6 protein-coding genes are annotated in these 19,384 nt (G+C 60.0%); 5 read left to right on the top strand and 1 reads right to left on the bottom strand.

The window, feature by feature from the left end; translation table 11 throughout:
• Positions 1–14 precede the first annotated feature (14 nt).
• The 5 genes from ACSQ8R_RS16210 to ACSQ8R_RS16190 all read left to right on the top strand — a co-directional run bounded on the left by ACSQ8R_RS16210 (position 15) and on the right by ACSQ8R_RS16190 (position 18,277).
• A complete protein-coding gene (locus ACSQ8R_RS16210) occupies positions 15–12,281 on the top strand; it encodes a T1SS-143 repeat domain-containing protein (protein WP_436254325.1) in 12,267 nt (4,088 codons plus the stop codon).
• A gap of 513 nt (positions 12,282–12,794) precedes the next feature.
• Positions 12,795–14,153, top strand: a complete 1,359-nt coding sequence (locus ACSQ8R_RS16205; RefSeq protein WP_436255499.1) for a TolC family outer membrane protein — start codon at positions 12,795–12,797, stop codon at positions 14,151–14,153.
• A gap of 18 nt (positions 14,154–14,171) precedes the next feature.
• The gene (locus tag ACSQ8R_RS16200) at positions 14,172–16,328 is read left to right on the top strand and encodes a type I secretion system permease/ATPase (RefSeq protein WP_436254324.1); all 2,157 of its coding nucleotides are present in this window, start codon (positions 14,172–14,174) and stop codon (positions 16,326–16,328) included.
• Positions 16,329–16,366: 38 nt separating this feature from the next.
• On the top strand, positions 16,367–17,617 hold the full coding sequence (locus tag ACSQ8R_RS16195) for an HlyD family type I secretion periplasmic adaptor subunit (RefSeq protein WP_436255498.1): 1,251 nt from the start codon (positions 16,367–16,369) through the stop codon (positions 17,615–17,617).
• A 30-nt stretch (positions 17,618–17,647) separates the two neighbouring features.
• On the top strand, positions 17,648–18,277 hold the full coding sequence (locus ACSQ8R_RS16190) for a ribbon-helix-helix domain-containing protein (RefSeq protein WP_233954151.1): 630 nt from the start codon (positions 17,648–17,650) through the stop codon (positions 18,275–18,277).
• A 40-nt stretch (positions 18,278–18,317) separates the two neighbouring features.
• Here the strand turns inward: ACSQ8R_RS16190 and ACSQ8R_RS16185 are convergent, their stop codons facing one another.
• Positions 18,318–19,295: a transglutaminase-like cysteine peptidase gene (locus tag ACSQ8R_RS16185; RefSeq protein ID WP_436254323.1), complete on the bottom strand. Its 978-nt coding sequence runs from the start codon at positions 19,293–19,295 to the stop codon at positions 18,318–18,320.
• Positions 19,296–19,384: the final 89 nt, after the last annotated feature.

The raw sequence follows: 19,384 nt of genomic DNA, 5'->3' as shown, positions 1-19,384 counted from the left end.
TCGGAGATGGTACGTTGGTCGGTTACACCGGTGAAACGGCTCCGACCTCGGCAGAGGGTGAAGGTGCCGGCAACGTGGTGTTTTACGCTACGCTTTCCGATCAAAATAATGGTGAATATAACTTTTACCTGGTCAAACCGCTTGATCATGCGGAAGGCGGCGAAGAGAATTCGTTGACGCTGACCTTCAACTACACGGCGACGGATGCGGACGGCGACACGTCGTCCAGCACGTTCACCGTCAGCGTTGTTGACGACATCCCGACTGTTGGGAAGCCGGTCGAGCTCAGCGGCGTAGATGAAGACGATCTCCCGCTTGGCAGCGATTGGCCTAGGGAATCTCGGACCAGCTCTGCTGAACTGGGTATCTCCTGGGGCGCTGACGATGCGAAGGTCGGCGATGCCGGTGCGACCACACACCGTGCGCTGAGCTTCAGCGGACTTTCATCAGCCCTTGCAGGCCTGACATCAGACGGTTACGCGCTGCAGGCAGGTGAGGTCACCTCGCTCCCCAATGGCGGTGAAACGGTCACCATCTACAACACGCATGGTGACGCGGTCTTCAAGCTGACGCTCGACCCGACGACCGAAGGCGGGAACGCCAAGTTCGAGCTGCTGGGCAATCTGGATCATCGTGCCGACGGCGAAGCCGTCGATCAGCTCACCCTCAATTTCGGCTTTACCGCGACCGATTCCGACGGCGATGCCGTCGATGGCGGCTTCTCGATCGTTGTGGCGGACGACGCCCCTGTGTGGCTCGGTGCCACCAGCAGCGCCGTCGAAGAAGAAGAACTGCCTGGCGGGAATGAGGATACGGCCGGTTCCGGCGATGCTGACTTCAAGTTCTTGGGTGCCACGATCGACGTGACCCAGAAGTCCTCCTTCGGTTCGCTCGGCATTCTCTGGGGTGCCGACAACAATAACCCGACGCCGGGCGCCGGCCTCAACGATCGCTCCGTTGTCTTCGGTGGCATCGTCGAAGGCGCTGTGGCGACCTATGGCAATGATGTGGCGCTTAAGTCAAACGGCGAAGATGTCAAATATCATCTTGCTGACGACGGCCGTACTTTGATCGGTTATACCGGCGAAAACTTCGAAGGCGGCACGGTCGTCTTTACCGTTACCGTGAGCGATGATGGCTTCCTCGGTGCCGGCCGCTACGACTTCACTCTCAATGCGACGCTCGATCACCCGGCCGGTGGCAGCGAAAACAAGATTGATCTCGATTTCGGCTTCACCGCGACCGATTCCGATGGCGATAGCGTTGGCGGCTCCTTCACCGTATCGGTGATCGACGATACGCCGATCCAGGGCGCTGTCGGCGTCAGTGCCGGCCTCAACGAAGACGATGTCTCGACCTATTCGACGACGGACGCGACGTCGGCGGATATCCGCAAGACGAGTGCCGTTTCGCTCGGCATTTCCTGGGGTGCCGACGACGACGTTCGTGGCGTCGGCGACACCTATGGCCGCACCGTCGGTTTCGCTAACTCTGCCGGGACCATTGCTTCAACCATCACCACGACCGATGCTTCGACCTTCGGCCTGAGCATCACCGGCGGCGCGCTGACCTCGGGCGGCAATGCGCTGAGCTACGTGCTGACGAGCGACGTCAACGGCGGCCAGACGCTGACCGCCTACGTCCAGGGCACGGAAACCAAGGTTTTCCAGATCGTTCTCGATCCGACGTCCTCGAAGGGCTCCTACACGGTCGAGATCTTCAACGAACTCGATCACGCCGAAGGCTCGAATTCCGCAACCCTGTCGTTCAAGTTCGTTGGAACGGATGCGGACGGCGACCACGCGGCAGTCGGGACCGCGACGGTCACGATCGCGGATGACCAGCTTGTCGTCGGCAACCCGCAGAGCGGCGATGTCGATGAAGACGGTTACCCGCAGCTCGCATCCGGTGCCGGCAATCCAGGTCCGCTCTTCTGGGGCGGGGATTCGCTGCTGGTCGATACGGTCACGACCCGCAACCTCAACATTTCCTGGGGCGCGGATGACGCGAACAAAAACGTCAACGGCGGCTACGTCGGCGCGCAGGTTGCGGGCGATCGCTCGGTTGTCTTCGGCACCAATTCCGTCCCGACGGACCTGACCTCGAACGGCTTCAAGATCGTTTACGAAGTTGGCGCGAACGGCACCGAACTCGTTGCATACCGCCAGCAGAACGGCAGCTACTATGACGCCGACGGCAACGTCGTCGATGCGGCATCGAAGGCTTCGGCGGCAGTCTTCAAGGTCTCGCTTTCGGATGCGGGCTCCGGCTCCTACACCTTCACGCTGCTCGACAATATCGACCAGGCACGTGGCAATGAAGAAAACAATACCGACCTGAACTTCCAGTTCGTCGCGCGGGATGCGGATGGCGATCAGGTCACCAAGAGCTTCTCCGTATCGATCGATGACGATACGCCGGTCCTGAGCCTCTTCCCGAGCTCCAGCGGCGTGGACGAAGACGATATCGGTACGGCCGCCGGTGCTTCGACCAACTCGCTCAACATCTTCTGGGGCGCTGACCGGGGTAACGCGGTTGCCGATGGTGGTCAGTCCAATGCGGATGGCGACCGTTATGTCGTCTTCGACGGCAATTCCGCTCCGAACGGCCTGACCTCCAATGGTCATGCGATCCGTTACGAGACCAGCTTGAACGGCACCTTGCTGACCGCCTATCGCTACGAGGGCGGCCACTACGTCGGCGCAAACGGTGAAAATCTCGGTGCCGACAAGGCAGGTGCCGCGGTCTTTACCGTCGGCCTGTCCGACCAGGGTTCCGGTTCCTATACCTTCACGCTGATCGACAATCTCGACCATAGCGGTTTCCAGGGCGGCAAGATCACGCTCGGCTTCGACTTCACTGCGGTCGACGGCGATGGCGATGATGCCGACGGCTCGTTCTACGTTTCGATCGATGACGACACTCCCTCGCTCACCAGCGTCGCTGCTTCGTCCGTGGACGAAGACGGCCTCGGCGGCAATGCCGGCGAGAGCTATCCGGGTGCTACGGGCACCAATGCGGACCTCGCCGGTACATCGACGACGACGGGCGCCGTCAGCCTCGGTGTCAACTGGGGTGCGGATGCGGACATCAAGTCCGAGTATCTGGGCGACAACCGCGACTACGATGACGATCCGATCGGTCGCGAGATCAATTTCGTGCGTGCCAGCGGTGGCTTTGTCATCGAAATCGGCACCGGCAAGATCAGCGACAACAACGTATCGAGCTATCTCGGTTCCGCGTTCGCGAACCTGAGGTCGGACGGCGCCTCGCTCGACTATCGCATCGATTACTTGCGCGATGCTTCGGGCAACTGGAATGGCGGCTATGTCCTGACGGCCTACAAGGACGGTACTGATCCGAATACTGCCGCAAACCAGGTCTTCAAGGTCACTCTCGATCCGACCGCGGCAAACGGCAGCTACAAGTTCGATCTTCTCGGCAATCTCGACCACAGCGGCGCGAATGCCGAAGACAATCTCGACCTCACCTTCAACTTCCGCGCGACGGACTCCGACGGCGATCCGACCGGCCGCGGCAGCTTCACCGTGACGATCGATGACGATGCGCCAATTGCAAGCGTCGTGACCGTTGCCGGCAACACCCTTCTGGGCGACGAGACGGCGGGCGCCGACGCCGGCACGGACGATGTGACGGGTGCACCTCCGAGCGCGTTCTCCAGCCTCGGCACGGCTCTCGGCTGGTCGCAGCAGGCGAATATGGTTTCGACGGCCGGCAACAGCTACGGCGCCGACGGGGCCGGCTCTCAGTCCCTGGCTCTGACGAAAGCTGACGGTAGTGTATTCAATGGTGAAAGCTCCGGCATCCAGACGCTCAATGGCTCGGATGTAAAGCTCTACACCGAAGGTAACCTGGTGGTCGGCAAGGTCGGTGCTACCGTCGTGTTCGCCCTGTCGATCGATGGCAACGGTACGGTTTCGATGGCCCAGTACCAGCCGATCAAGCATGGCGACCCCGCCAATTCGAACGAAACCGTCAGCGTCAACGGCGTCTACGTCACGACGACGATTTCCGATCGCGAAGGCGATACGGCACATGCGACGACATCGACCGCTCTCGACATCAAGGTTCGGGACGATGCGCCGACCGTTTCTCCGACGCAGACGGGCGTGACCGTCGACGAGGACGGTCTCTCCAGCGGCAATGGCGGATATGCTGCCTATACGGATGACGCCGTTTCCAACTCCAAGACCGCCAGCGCAAACCTCAGCTACAATTTCGGCACGGACGGTCTGGCCGGTGAAGCGACGAACATCGTCTTCCAGACAAGCAATCTTGCAAGCCTCGGATTGAAGTCGTTCGGCACCAGCCTCAGCTACGCGTGGGACAACAGCACCAACACGCTGACGGCGACCGCCGGTAATTCCGGTCCGGTTGTGTTCACGCTGAAGGTGACGGATGTTTCCACAGGTGCATACACCTTCACGCTTGAGCGGCCGCTGGATCACAGCACCACGACCGGCGCGAACAAGGAAGACGATATCAATATCGACTTCAACTTCACCATCCGGGATGGCGACGGTGACCCGGCAAGCGGTACCGTTCGGGTGACTATCGACGACGACGCGCCGTATATCGGTTCGCCGGAGGCGGAAACCGTCTCGGAAGTCAATCTGCCCTACACTCAGGGCGACGAAGCAAACGCCGATACCGACAACTCCACCGTCCAGCGCGGCAACCTCGACATTCATTGGGGTGCGGACAACCGCGACGCCAGTTTTGGCCCGGACGTCTCCGTCCGTTTCGGTGCCAACAGTGCGCCTTCGGGCCTGACCTCCAACGGCGAGACCATCAGGTATGATGTCGATGGCACGACGCTGACTGCCTATACCGGCAGCGGCTTCGGCACCCGGATCATCTTCACTGTTTCTCTCGACGACAATGGCTCGGGTCAGTATACGTTCAGGTTGTACGATAATATCGACCACACCGGTGCAGATGCGGCGAGCAAGACGCTCAGCTTCAACTTTATCGCGGAAGATTCCGACAACGACGAAGCGGCCGGCAGCTTCAACGTCACCATCGCGGATGGTGGGCCTTCGGTTGGCGTCGTCGAAAACGAGACCGTCAACGAGAACAATCTGCCGACAGATCTCGGCGACGCATTCCTGGCCGACACCGATTATTCGACGATCCAGCGCGGCGATCTCAACATCAACTGGGGTGCCGACGACAACAATTCCGGCTCGGCCAACCGCTCCGTGACCTTCAATGCCGCTCTCAACGGTGCAGACTCGGGTCTGACCCATGACGGCACGGCGATCATGTATACGCTGTCGCCCGATGGAACCGTGCTGACTGCCACGGCAGGTGCTACCACCGTTTTCACCGTCTCGCTCTCCGACTCGGGTGACGGCTCTTACACTTTCATCCTCAATGACAATATCGATCACCTGGGTGCCAACGGTTCCAGCGCAACGCTGAACTTCGGCTTCACGGCCAAGGACAGTGATGGCGATACGGCCCCCGGTTCGTTCGCTGTCACCATCGTCGACGACGCGCCGGAAGCCGACACGCCTTCGCGCCGGACGCTCGAAGAGGACAACGGCAGCCCGGCGGTCAGCAATGTCTCGCTCGGCATCGATTGGAAGAGTGACGACAGCAACAGCGGAAGCGCAAACCGCTCGGTGGCCTTCGCCAACGCAACTCCGGCCGCCAACATCACCAACGCAGCCGGCCAGCCGATCACGCTGACATCCAACGGGCAGACCCTGTCTTACGCCTTGCTGGCGGGTGTCCTGGTTGCCTATGTCAACGGCGATCCGGCAATCGCGGCCAATCGCGTGTTCGAAGTGTCGCTCAGCGACAATGGCAGCGGAAGCTACACGTTCACACTGCATCAGCCGCTGGATCATGGCGCGCCGATCAGCAATGATGACGCCTATCTGGATCTGCGGTTCCTCTACACGGCAACCGACAGCGATGGCGACGGCGACAATGCCAGCTTCACGGTCCGTGTGGATGCCGCCGGTAATGTCACCAATAACGGCAATGACATCAGCTATGACGACCTCAACTCCGGCGTATTCGTCAATCTGGGTGACAGCTCCGTCACCGTGAACGGCCAGACGGTGGCCGGCGATACGGCGACCGACCTTGCTGGAGTTACCGACAAGGTTCTCGGCATCGACCGGATGAATGGTATCGGCAACGTCACCGGTGGTGACGGCAACGACATCCTGGTTGGCAGCAACCAGGCCAACACGATCCGGGGTGGTGACGGCAACGACACCATCATCGGCAACGGAGGCGACGACACGCTCGAAGGCGGCGCCGGCAACGACCTGTTCATCTACAAGGTCGGCGATGGCAATGACCGCGTCAACGGCGGTACGGAAACATCCGCAACATCTCCGAACTACGACGTTCTGCGTGTGGAGGGTGACGCTCAGGCTCGCACCTTCAACATCGGTATTGCTTCCGGTGGTCCGTCGATCAATGCGGGAGCCGGCAATGCCGCTGATATCGCGGTAAGCTATAACGGCCCGAGCAGCGCCGCGATCCGTGCCGACGAAATCGAAGGCATCGACATCGTCGCTGGCAGCGGCGCAATCACCGTCAATGTCGGCAGCCTTGCCGGCTCTGCGGTTCTGCCGAACACGATCCATGTGACGGGCAGCAATTCGACGACGGGCGACGTGGTCGATGCGAGCGGCATCACCTCCGCAAATCCCGTCTCCGTGGTCTTCGACGGCAACGAAGGCAATGACAGCTTCATCGGCGGCGCCGGCAAGGATACGGCCAGGGGTGGTGAAGGCAACGACACCCTCACGGGCGGCCTCGGCGCCGACATTATCGAAGGCGGAGCCGGCAACGACGTCATCAACCTGGGGGCAGACCAGACCGTCGGCGGCCTGGCCACAACGCTGGACAGCATCGACGGCGGTGCCGATTACGACAAGATTGTCCTGACCACCGGCTCGCAGGGCTTCCTGCTCGATGGCAACGTCACCACCATCAGCCGTGTCGAAGAAATCGTCGGCACGGACGGCAACGACACCATTACCCTGCGCGACGACTACCTCAGCGATCAGGCCAATGGTGGAGTGACCATCAACGGCGGCAACGGCAACGACACCATTACGGGTGGCAAGGGCAATGACGTCATCACGGGTGGCGTAGGCATCGATACCCTCAGGGGCGGCGCGGGTGCCGACACGCTGATCGGCGGAGCCGACAACGACGTGTTCTGGGGCGGCAAGCATTCCGACAACCTGTTCGGCAACGGCACGACCAATGTCGGCGACGACCTCTATGCAAAGGCCGGCGAGCAGGACAAGGCGATGTTTGGAAGTGATCCTTCCAACTATGAAGTCACCTGGAACGCGGCTTTCCAGACCTGGGAAGTTCTGGCCAAGTCAGGCGCCGTCGAATTTGGCGGCACCACCGGGCCTGGCCTGAACGTCGATCGCCTGTTCGGCATCGAACTGATCCAGTTCGCCAACGGTGTCGTGCTTGACCTGACCGATCCGATTCGTGTCTTCAACGGCGCCAATCTCATCGGCACCTACGACACCATCCAGCAGGCCAACGACGCATCGACCACACTTGCGGGCTACCGCATCGAGCTGGTCGGTACAGTTACCAATGAACTGGCGACGATCACCAAGAACAACCTGACGGTCGTCGGCGGAGCTGAAGACACCGGCATCGTGCTGACCTTGAACGGTGCCCAGGACATCACCCTGCAGGGCGATGCTCCGATCAACGTCATCGGCGACGGCCAGGCGAACACGATCCTCGGCAATGATGGTGCCAACGTCATCAAGGGCGTGATGGGCAGCGATACGCTTAACGGCGGCGCAGGCAACGACACCTTCGTCCTCGGTGCGGACGTCACCGGTTCCGGTACCCGCAATATCCAACTCGGCGACGGCAGCCTCCTGGCGGTCAGCATCGCCGGTCTTGCCGGCACGGCCGATAAGGTGGTCGGCGGTACAGGAAGCGACACGATCATCCTCGAGCGGGACGGCAAACCGGGCTTCGTGGCCGACTACAGCACGGCTCCCGGCTACCTTGCCGGCGTCGAGAAGATCGTCGGTACCGATGGCAACGACGTCATTCTTCTGGCTGCAGGCTCCACCGCGGACGGCGGACCGATCACCCTCGAAGGCGGTAACGGCGATGACACCCTCGGCGGCTCGAATTCCGCCGATATCATCAACGGCGGGGACGGCAACGACCTGATCTCCGGCCTCGGCGGCAACGACATCCTCGAAGGCGGTGCCGGCAGCGACGAAATCTGGGGCGGTGCCGGCGACGATCAGATCGATGGCGGCAGCGGAAGTGACAATATTACCGGTGGTCTTGGCAATGACACGATCAACGGCGGGACCGGTGGCGATACCTTCAACTATACCATCGGCGATGGTATCGACACCATCGATGGCGGCAGCAGCTCTGACGTTCTGCTGACCAATGGCAGAGCCACGGCGGAATCCGCCATTGTGTCGCTTACCGCGACCGGCTTTACCGTTGATGTCGATGGCGACGGTATTATCGATGTCACCGCTACCAACGTCGAAACGGCTATCATCTATCAGGCCGATGGCGCCGACCGGATCACCGTCCGCGGCCAGGATGACGCCGAGACGATCATGATCCAAGGAGATTCCAGTCTGCTGCATGTCCATGGCAGCGGCATGCCGTGGATCTCCGGCATCAGCACTTCGGAGCTGATCATTGAGGGCAAGGGCGGTAACGACGTCATCGATGCCAGTGCGGCCAACACTCCCAATGTCCAGAATCCGCAGCCGCCGGTATCGCTGATACTGGACGGTGGGGACGGCAACGACACCATCACCGGCTCGATCGGTGCCGATAGCATCTATGGCGGCGCCGACAACGATACGTTGATCGGTGGCAAGGGCGGCGATCTGCTTGACGGCGGCAGCAACGGAACGGTCGGCTTCAACAAGCCGCTCAACCCGGCATCGGGCGATGCCGCGGCGATCATTGCTTCCGCTGTCGGTGGTGACACCGCGGACTACTCGTCGCTGACAACGGGCGTGCTCGCCAACCTCGGCGACGCCGCAACCTGGCCGGCCATTATCCCGGCGCACAGCGCAATCGATAGTAACGCTGCCAATGATGCGGTCGGAACGGATACGCTTGTCGATATCGAAAACCTGACGGGCGGCGCCGGCAACGATATTTTGGCTGGCAATGGAAACGACAACATCCTCAAGGGCGGCGCAGGCTCCGATACGCTTCTTGGCGGCGCGGGCAACGACCTGCTCATCGGTGGCGACGACAATGTCAGTGACGGCCTCTATGCCGGTGCCGGTGATGACGTGCTCATCCTCGGCAATGGCGGCGGTACCGCCAAGGGTGAAGGCGGCAACGACCTTATCTATGGCGGCTCCGGCGGCGACTGGCTCTACGGCGAAGACGACAGCAACCCGGACCCGGCAGATGCCGGCGACGACATCATCTTCGCGGGCGCCGGCAACGACCATGTCGAAGGCGGCGGCGGTGCCGACCAGCTCTACGGCGAGGACGGCAACGATACGCTGATCGGCGGCAAGGGCAACGACATCATCAATGGCGGCGATGGCGACGACACGATCCAGTGGTCCGTCGGCGACGGCCTGGATGTCATCGATGGCGGTGCCGAACTCGTCGGCGGTCGCGACCTGCTGCGCGTTGTCGGTTCCTCGGCAGACGAGCAGTATGCGATCTGGAGCGTCGCGGCCTATAACGCCGCCCACTCCGGGGCGGAATATATCGGTCCGGCCGAAATTCTGCTGACCGTGAACGGCGCGCTGGCCGCCGCGGTCAAGGAGATCGAAGATATCGTCATCCAGGGCGGCGGCGGCGCTGATACTCTTGCCGTCAACGGCAACTTTGCGGGTACTTCGCTGCTTACCTCGACCATCACCTATGAAGGCGGAGAGGGCGATGAAACCTTCGACGTTTCGGAGCTGACGTCCGGCCATAGCGTAGTCGTCAAGGGCGCCGGTGGAGCCGACGTGCTTGTCATCGGTAACGAGGGCGGAGAAACCGTCTGGAAGGACGTGATCGTCACGCAGGATCCGGTCAGCGGCGAGTTCACGATCTCCCTGCCAAACGGCGGCCCGGTCCTCAAGGCGACCGGCGTCGAGAGCTTCCGGTTCGCCGACGGCACGGTCACTGCAGCCCAGTTGATCGAGGAGGCGCCGACTGACCTGACGACGTTGGGTCTTACCGTCGCCGAGAATTCGGCTGCGGGCACGGTTGTCGGAAGTGTTCAGGGCGTCGATGTCAACGGTTCGATCGACCCGCTGAGCTATGCCTTCCTCCTCGCCGACAGCTCGACGTCGCTGACGTCGGCAGACGGCAGGTTCGTGATCAATACCTCGACCGGCGAGATCACTGTCGCTGCGGGTGCGGTTCTTGACTACGAGACGACCCCGTCAATCGACCTCTCGGTGCTCGTGACGGACAGCAAGAACGGCAGCTATTCCGAGACATTCAGCGTGCAGCTGACCAACGTCAACGAAGCGCCTGTTATCACCGGCGACCTTGCGCTTGCTGTCAACGAAGGTGCGACTGTTGCCGTAACCTCTCAGGATCTTGGTTTCAGCGATCCGGATGACATTGGCACGGGTGTGATCTTTACCGTCACGGCTCCAACCAATGGTTCGGTCCTCGTCAACGGTCTTGTGGCGTCCTCGTTTACAGGTCAGCAGCTTGCCGACAACCTTGTCAGCTTCAGGCATGACGGGTCGGAAACCACTTCCGGTTCCTTCGGCGTCAGCCTGGAGGACGGGAACGAAGATGGCTCGCCGGCGGCAACGGCTACAGTCAATGTCACTGTTACCCCGGTGGATGATCAGAATAACGTGATCACCGTCACAGGGCAGGCAACTGTTGATATGACGAATTACGGTAAGATCGTTTACGATGACGGGAACGGAATTAATCCCTCTGGAACCACAGCTGCGACGGTCAGTAATTTTGGTGCCACAGACGTTGTTGTGATTAGAGAGGATGGGGCAATTATTTCGGACGGGGCGTTCCAGAGTGTCGTTTCTCCGAATACCGACATTAACGCTGGCGTGAAGATTGTTCAGTTGCTTTATAGTCAGGTTGTTACATCGAACCTTTCAGGTGATTCCAACAGCTCTACGATCGAAGGGTTTATTGCTAGTGCTACGAAGAATTTTCCGGCGGCTGGGAATTACACATTCATCGTATATTCCAGTGGGGCCAATAACGCGGATGCTGGTATTTATGCAGTGAAAATCTCAGATCCCAACAATCCCGTGAGCAATGGTAGCAGTCAGCATGCAAGCGATATTGTAGTGGAGCACGTGATGACGCTTGTCGGCGTTGGATACGGTTCGCTCACGTCTGAGAACTTTGTAGGCGCCACAGACCCCATCATCCTCGATCTCGACCACAACGGCTTCACCTTCACCTCGGCCGATGACGGCGTGAAGTTCGACATCGATGCCGATGGCCACAAGGATCAGGTCGCCTGGACCAAGACCGACGGCATCCTGGCCTATGATGTCGATGGCAACGGCAAGATCGACAACGGTTCGGAAATCTTCACCCCGAACTTTGCCGGTGGCGCGCATGCCGGCGGTGTGGCGGCGCTTTCGACGCTTGACGTCAATCATGACGGCAAGATCGATGCTTCCGACACGGGCTTCGACAAGCTGCTGGTCTGGCAGGATGCAAACGGCAACGGTATCAGCGACGCTGGCGAGCTGAAGGGCCTTCACGACTACGGCATCACCGGCATTTCGCTCGATGCCGACAGTGCGGAAGGTTATATCGACGGCCAGGCGCTGTTTGCTGAAGGCACGTTCACCTATGCCGACGGTTCGACCGGCTCCTTCGTGGAGGTCGGGTTCGACACTCTGTTGAGCGATGGACCCGACCACGTGCTGGTCGGAACGGACGGTGACGATATCCTCGCCGCCATGCCGGGCCTGACCCAGATGACCGGCGGTGCCGGCGCGGATACGTTCGTGCTCGATCCTTCGGCGCTGCACGAACTCGACATGGCCGACGTCATCACCGACTACAAGTCGAGCGAAGGCGATGCGGTGGACGTTTCGAAGCTTCTCGACACCTTGCTTGGTCACCAGGCAACCGGTGAAGAGGCCGCTGCGAATGTCCGCACCACCATCGCCGGGAACGACACGACGGTTAGCGTGCAGGTCGCGACCGACAGCTGGAAGGACGTTGCGGTGCTTCAGAATCACACTGAAGCGGTCAAGATCCTCTTCGACGACGACAAGCACGCGGCAAACATTTCTCACGTCTAAGTGAAGTTTGCCCAAAATCTGAAACAACGGGAAAGGCGCGCAGGCGCCTTTTCTTGTTTCAGCAAATGCTGATCAATAAAATAATACCGAAATTTGGGTCTCTCCAATTTTATACGCTTTTGAAGCGTTGCGTGATTTGCGCCCGACTATGGGAAGCGGCGGTCCAATGTGTCTCGGAGGCTACACAAGAGGTAAATGTATACGCCTGGAGAATGAGACAGCAAACCACAGGTTTTTAAGCTGCTATTTTGACTTCTTAATTTCATGTTAAAAAACAGCTACATAGATAGTTTCCATTTAGTAATTAACTCTAGTCGGTGGAATATTTAAAGCGGGCTTGGGCCACCGAATGAGAAATGATAATACTTCCCAACGAAATCGCCGCAGTATATGAATGCCGCAATGGGGTTTACATCGGCGAGGGGCTTCCGATTGTTTAAGAGCAAAAGAACTTGGGCGACACTGTTGGCGACCGTAGCCTTGGGGGTTGTGTTTAGCGCACCTGCCAACGCGATGACGCTCGATGAAGCAGTAGCAAAGACCCTGAAAACCAATCCGCAGATCATGCAGGCGGTAGAAAATCGCGAGGCTGTGGAGTTCGAACTCCGACAGGCGCGAGGTCTTTATCTTCCTTCCATAGATCTGCAGGCGGGTGTAAGCCGACGTAGACTGTCAAACAGCAGTACGGGCACGCTGACTCGTGACTACGAGAACTTCAAAGGCTCCGATGCGAGCCTGACGATTACTCAAACATTGTTTGACGGCGGCAGCCGACGCTCTCAGGTCGAGCAGCAGGCATCGCGCGTTGATGGCGCTTCGTTCCGCGTTGTTGAGCGGTCCGAGTCGCTGGCTCTTCAAGTCACTCAAGATTATCTTGAGTATATCCTGCAGTCCAAGATCGTCGGTATCGCCCAGCAAAACGTCGCTTCCCACAACCAGATCCTCGGCGATATCGGCGCCAGCATCCAGGGTGGTGCGCTGACCGACGCCGACCGCCTGCAGGGCCGCGAGCGCCTCGAGGCGGCCCGTGCCCGGTTGCGCGAAGCCCAGGAAGAGCTGGAGCTCACCAAGATCCGCTTCCTGAAGACGGTCGGGGAACCGATCGGTCCGGTCAAGGTGCCGGTATCGCTCGCCAAGTTCATCCCGAAGACGCTCAACGACGCGATCTTCATCGCCAAGAAGAACAGCCCGCAGATTCACGCCGCCGATGCGGACGTCGATGCGGCTGATGCCGGTGTGCGTGGCTCGCGTTCCAGCTACCTGCCGAAGGTCGATCTTCAGGGTAGCGCACGTGTCGGTAACGACATCGACGGCAACCAGGGCAATACCAACGACGTTCAGGTTGGTGTGACCGCCCGTTGGAACCTCTATCGCGGCGGTATCGATCAGGCCCGCGAGCAGGAGCAGATCCGCCGCGCAAGCGAACAGCGCTACGGTTTGGCGCAGGCACATCGCGAGGTTGAAGAATCCATTCGTTCCGCATGGAACGAGCGCAGCGGCCGCGGCGAACTGTCGACGATCCTGGCGCGCCAGTCCTCGACGAACGGCAGCCTCGTCTCCTCGTATCGCGAGCAGTTCAAGGTCAACCAGCGTTCGCTTCTCGACGTTCTGGATGCCCAGAACACCCGTTTCAATACCAGCATTCTTGCGGAAACCGCACGATTTGCTTCGCTTTTCGCCGAATACAAGATCCTGGCCGCGTCGGGCAGTCTGCTTCAGTCGATGAAGCTCAAGCCCGTCGGTCAGGCTGAGGCGTATGCCCGGAATGAGTTTGCTGTCCCGGGTGGCGTCACGAATCCTGGCTATGTCGAAGTTGACTCCCGTCAAAAGGCTGGCATGCCCATGGATCTCCTGGCGCCGATCCGACAGTAACGGATTGGCAAGGACCAAATGCTCAACGTAAAGCTCGACCACGCAGACACGACGCCGTTTCGGACATTTAAAACTGCATTCAGGTCTGTTGCGAGTTTTTACGGACGCCCGACATCGGACATCGTCCTGTTCTCCGGATTGCCGGATGAGATTTCCGAATCTCTTGAACTGGACGATGTCGAACATCTGGCGCAGCGCATCGGGCTGGAAGTCCTTCGTCATGGCGAACGCGAGTGCCGCGAGGGCAATTTCGACTGTCCCGCCATCATCGTCTTCGAGAACGGCGGCGTCCTGCCGCTGCTGGAAGTCGATGTGGATGGAAACTACGTCACAGACCTGGTTCCGGCGTCGGGAAATCCCGTCACGCTGACGCGTCATGAGCTCGTGGCGCTAAAGCCGAGCTTCGGCTTTGCCTTCACGCTTTATTACCAGAACGCGTCCGACAATGCCTCCGTCGGAACGGCCGGGGAAATCGAGCGCCGCCACTGGTTGTTACGGGCCCTGGTTCCCTATTGGCGCACCTATATGCGCGTCATCATGGCAGCGCTGTTCATCAACCTGATCGCGCTCGGCTCGCCGCTGTTCACGATGAACGTCTACGACCGCGTGCTTCCCAACAAGGCGTTTCCGACGCTCTGGGTGCTCGCCATCGGCATCACGCTTGCCTACACGTTCGATTTTCTCCTGAAGACTGCCCGCGCAGCACTCATCGATCATGCCGGACGAAACGCGGATCTGCGTCTTTCCCAGATGATCTTCGACAAGGTGTTGAACTCGACGCTCGCGTCGCGTCCGCTGTCGACGGGCGAATATGCCAACCGCGTCACGCAGTATGAGTTCGTCCGCGAGTTCTTCACGTCCAACACGGTCGGCCTGCTGATCGATACGGCGTTCGTGTTCATCTTCCTGATCGTGATCTATATGCTTTCAGGCTGGCTTGTGGTGATCCCGGCCGTGGCGCTGGTGCTGTCCGTGCTGATCGGCCTGCACGCCCAGGCCAAGATCGGCCACCGCATGGCAGCCGCCACCAACGAAGCGTCCCGCCGTCAGTCGTTGCTGGTCGAGACGATTTCGACGATCGAGACCGTCAAGAGCCTTCGCGCCGAAGCGGGCATGCTGCGTCGCTGGCAGGAACTAATGAAGCTCTCGAGCCGCACCAGCGAAGAAATCAAGCATGTCTCCTCGAACGCCGTAAACCTCACCAATCTTGTCCAGCAGATGGTCAGCGTTCTGATCGTGATTGCCGGCACATACGAGTTTTCCGAAGGTCATCTGGCAATGGGCGCGATCATCGCGACCGTCATGCTGGCAGGCCGCGCGGGGGCGCCGCTTGGCCAGATCGCCATGGCGCTTGCCCGTTTCCGGCAGGCGATGACATCGCTCAAGATCCTCGACAAGATAATGGAACAGCCGGAGGACCGTCCGTCCACGGTGGGTTTCGTGAACCGCGAGATAAAGCGGGGCGGCTTCAGCTTCCAGAACGTCTCCTTTCAGTATCCGGGATCCGATTACAAGGTCATCAACCAGCTTTCGCTGACCGTCGCTCCCGGCGAGCGGGTGGGGATCATCGGCCGCATCGGTTCGGGCAAGACGACGCTCGGCCGCCTTCTCGACGGCCTCTTCCTGCCGTCCGATGGTCGCCTGCTGATCGATGGCGTCGATATTCGCCAGTATCACATGTCCGAAGTCCGCTCCGCGGTCGCAGTGGCCGGGCAATCTTCCGACCTGTTCTCGGGGACGGTGAAGGAAAACCTTCTGATCGGCCGTGCCGATGCGACGGACGAGGAATTGCTCGACGTGTCGCGCATGACCGGTGTCGATGAGTTTGTTTCCAACCATCCGCGTGGTTTCGACATGCCCGTCGGCGAGCGTGGCAGCAATCTCTCCAGCGGCCAGAAACAGGCCTTGGCGATCGCCCGCCTGCTTCTGACCAAGCCGAAGATCGTGTTCCTCGACGAGCCGTCAGGCGCCATGGACCTTGCGAGCGAGCGCCATCTGCTCGCCAAGCTATCGACCGCATTCAGCCGCGAGACGACGCTGTTGATCGCAACGCACCGCTTCAGCATGCTGGAACTGTGCGACCGGCTCGTGGTGATCGATAAGGGCCGCATCGTTGCCGATGGCCCGAAGGCGGCCGTGCTCGAGGCGATGCAGCGCAAGGGAGCAAAGCCGTGAGCAGGGGCGTTCACGACAATCCCCCGTTTTTCGCCCGCATGCTGGTCGGCCTGGTGGCGGCCTGCATGGCGACGTTCCTCGCCTGGGCAGCGCTGGCGGAGATCGACGAGATCGCCCGCGGCGAAGGCAAGGTCATCCCCGTTTCGAAGACGCAGATCATCCAGTCGTCCGAAGCCGGGGTCGTCCAGGACATAGCCGTTCAAGTCGGCCAGATTGTCCGCAAGGGCGATCTGATCGTTCAGCTGAACAATACGACAACCGAATCCACGCTCGGCGAATCCGTTGCCAAGGCGAGGGCGCTCGGCGCCAAGATCGCACGCCTGCAGATGGAAGAGAAAGGCGAGTACGACCAGCTGTTCGTATGCCCGGCCGATGTCCTGGCGGTCGCCAAGAACGTCTGCGACAACGAAGATCGGCTGTTCCAGGCCAACAGGGCCAGTTACAAGAACAAGTTCGACGTGCTTCAGGAGCGCATGAAGCAGCGGCAGAACGAACTCAGCGAAGCCAATGCTAACATCGATCGGCTTGAACAGAACATCGCCTCCTCGACGCGGCAGCGCGATCTTTACGGTCCTCTCGCCAAAAAAGGGCTGGTCTCGCAGACACAGCTTCTGACGATCGAAAGCCAGCTTACGGACCAGCAGGGCCAGCTCAAGGTCTACCAGGAAAGCCTGATACGCCTTCGCGGTGCCGTCGAGGAAGCAAAGCTTCAGGTGGGGGAAATTTCGCTGGCTATCCGCCAGCAGGCCCTGACGGACAAGGCGCAGGCCCTCGCGGAGCTCTCCGTCATCGACGAAACGATCCGCGGTGCTTCGGACCGCGTCAAGCGCACCGATATTCGCTCGCCGGTCGATGGCATCGTCAATACGCTCGAAGTCAATACGATCGGCGCCTACGTGGATCCGGGCCGTGTGGTGGCCGGCATCGTTCCGACGGCCGACACGCTGCTGATCGAGGCACGCATATCACCACGCGATGTCGCGTTTATCCGCCGCGGGCAGCCGGCGATCGTCAAGATCACAGCCTATGATTTCGCGATCTTCGGCGGGCTCGACGGCGAAGTGACCAATGTTTCGGCTGACAGTATCGTTGAGAAGGAAAAGGGCGAGACCTATTATCTCGTCCAGGTCAAGACCAACAAGTCCGAGCTGGAACGCAACGGCAAATCCTATCCGATCATTCCCGGCATGATTGCGTCCGCAGAAATCATGACGGGCCGCAAGACAGTCCTCAGCTATCTTATGAAGCCTATCAATCGGGCGCGTTCCGATGCGCTCACCGAACGGTAGAGCCTTCCAATGAAATCAGGTGCGCTTTCAATGTCCGGCATCGAACCTGCGGGCGATCCGCTGCCGATCATCGACAAGGAAGAAGTCGAACCGCGTTTTCGCGCGGTCGTGGCGCGCAATGGCGAGCGCCGCGGTATCAGGCTCGAGAAGATCTATTGGGAAGGCCTCAGCCGCATGTCGGCGGCGGGCAAGATAACCACCGGCGATCTGGTACAGTACACGGCGGCCCAGATGCCGGAGGGGGGCAATCTCACCTCGCTGCTGCGTGTCCTCAGCCTCAAATGGGCGCTTGGGCGGCTGGCGACGGTCGAGGAAGTCTCGTCGCTGGAAAATCTCGGTGCGCTGGTTCAGGCATCGCCGTCCCCGACCGTCGTGTTGACACGCGAAAAGCGGCTGCAGTTCTTCAACGAACCGTTTCTTGTCATGCTTCGGCAACGGCTGGTCGGCGAGGATACCTCGCAGCTGATGAAGACCCTGAAGTTCTCGATCGACACGCAGATCGAAGACGCAATGGATACGCTGCAGATGAACCGCGGCAAGACCTTGAATACCGGCTTCACGATCTCCTGCGCCAGGCAGGTCATCAAGGGTCAGATCAATCTGGCGCTTGCACCGGCACACGAAAAACCGATGCTGATCGGTTATATTTCCCGTTATTGACGTCCAGGGCCGGAGCGCATCGCATCCCGGCCCGGAGAGCTTAGAAGTTTACACCTTCGCCGGGCGCGATCTTTTCCAGCGGCGTTGCCATTGCAACAGTCTGGTCCTTGCGGCGGGAGCCGTGCAGGAAGCCCTTGCCGGCCTTGATCGAATAGAGCGGCATGTAGTCGGGAAGCTGCGTATCCAGGAGAACCTGGTTGCGCATGTTGTCGAGGATGAAGAACTTGCCGCCGGCTTCGACCGAAAGAACGGCGTGGTAGAAGTGCCGCTTCTGGTCGAACAGGACGACGATCGACATCTGGTCGGGGTCGATGCCCTCCGCGCGAAGTGCCGCCATTTTGAGGATTGCGAAATCTTCGCAATCGCCCTGCTGCTGGCTCAGCGTTTCGCGGGGTGTGCTCCAACGGTCGGTAACCTTGTAGGCGTCCTGGTCGGTGCGGTAGCGGATGGACTGGTTCACCGCGGCGTTGACGGCGTTGAGCTTGTCGCGGATCGACGATTGCGATGTGTTCAGGCCGACGAGCTGGATGGCGGCGAAGGCCGGGCTGCAGCCCTTGCCGTTGCATTTCACCGCGGTCCCGTTGTCCATTTCCTCGAGGGCGGGGGCGAGCTTCTTCAGGGCGGCAAGGCGCTTGAAGGGGATGGCGACCGTGTCGAACACGGCGCCATTGGGCGCTCTCGGCTCTACACGCTTGGATGGAGACAGGTCGGCCGGCTTGATTGCGACCTCGACCACGCCCGCAGGTCTTGCCGCGGGCAGAGCGATCTTCGAGCCGAGCTGGCTGAATGTCTGAAATGCTGCGGCAACCTGTAAGTTCCCCAACGCAAGCGAAGCCATGATGGAGAGCGATGTGGGAAGATATTCCAGGACGTGGCTTCCGATAACTGCTACGCCGGCGCCAGTATTGACCGAAGGCGTTTCGTTTGTGATCGGAGCGGAGATTGCCGTAGAAGCAATGAATGGTAACGCGAGAACTGTAGCGATTGCAATTTTCAGAGTATTCTTCTTATTCGCCATTTTTTATCTCCCTTGATAGAGAGATACTAACAATCGCTGCTGAATTTCTGGTTCTTGAAGATAGATAATCTATAAATAAGTTATTTGAG

The organism is Neorhizobium sp. LjRoot104 (genome assembly GCF_964253725.1).
GTDB lineage: Bacteria > Pseudomonadota > Alphaproteobacteria > Rhizobiales > Rhizobiaceae > Neorhizobium.
Note: the sequence above shows the minus strand (reverse complement) of the source record. Positions and strands in the feature narration are given on the sequence as shown.

What these genes read in the sequence shown, in the direction of transcription:
- ACSQ8R_RS16200 (WP_436254324.1), top strand. Translation starts at nt 14,172, where the DNA reads ATGCTCAACGTAAAGCTCGACCACGCAGACACGACGCCGTTTCGGACA.
- ACSQ8R_RS16185 (WP_436254323.1), bottom strand. Translation starts at nt 19,295, where the DNA reads ATGGCGAATAAGAAGAATACTCTGAAAATTGCAATCGCTACAGTTCTC.
- ACSQ8R_RS16195 (WP_436255498.1), top strand. Translation starts at nt 16,367, where the DNA reads ATGCTGGTCGGCCTGGTGGCGGCCTGCATGGCGACGTTCCTCGCCTGG.
- ACSQ8R_RS16190 (WP_233954151.1), top strand. Translation starts at nt 17,648, where the DNA reads ATGTCCGGCATCGAACCTGCGGGCGATCCGCTGCCGATCATCGACAAG.
- ACSQ8R_RS16205 (WP_436255499.1), top strand. Translation starts at nt 12,795, where the DNA reads ATGACGCTCGATGAAGCAGTAGCAAAGACCCTGAAAACCAATCCGCAG.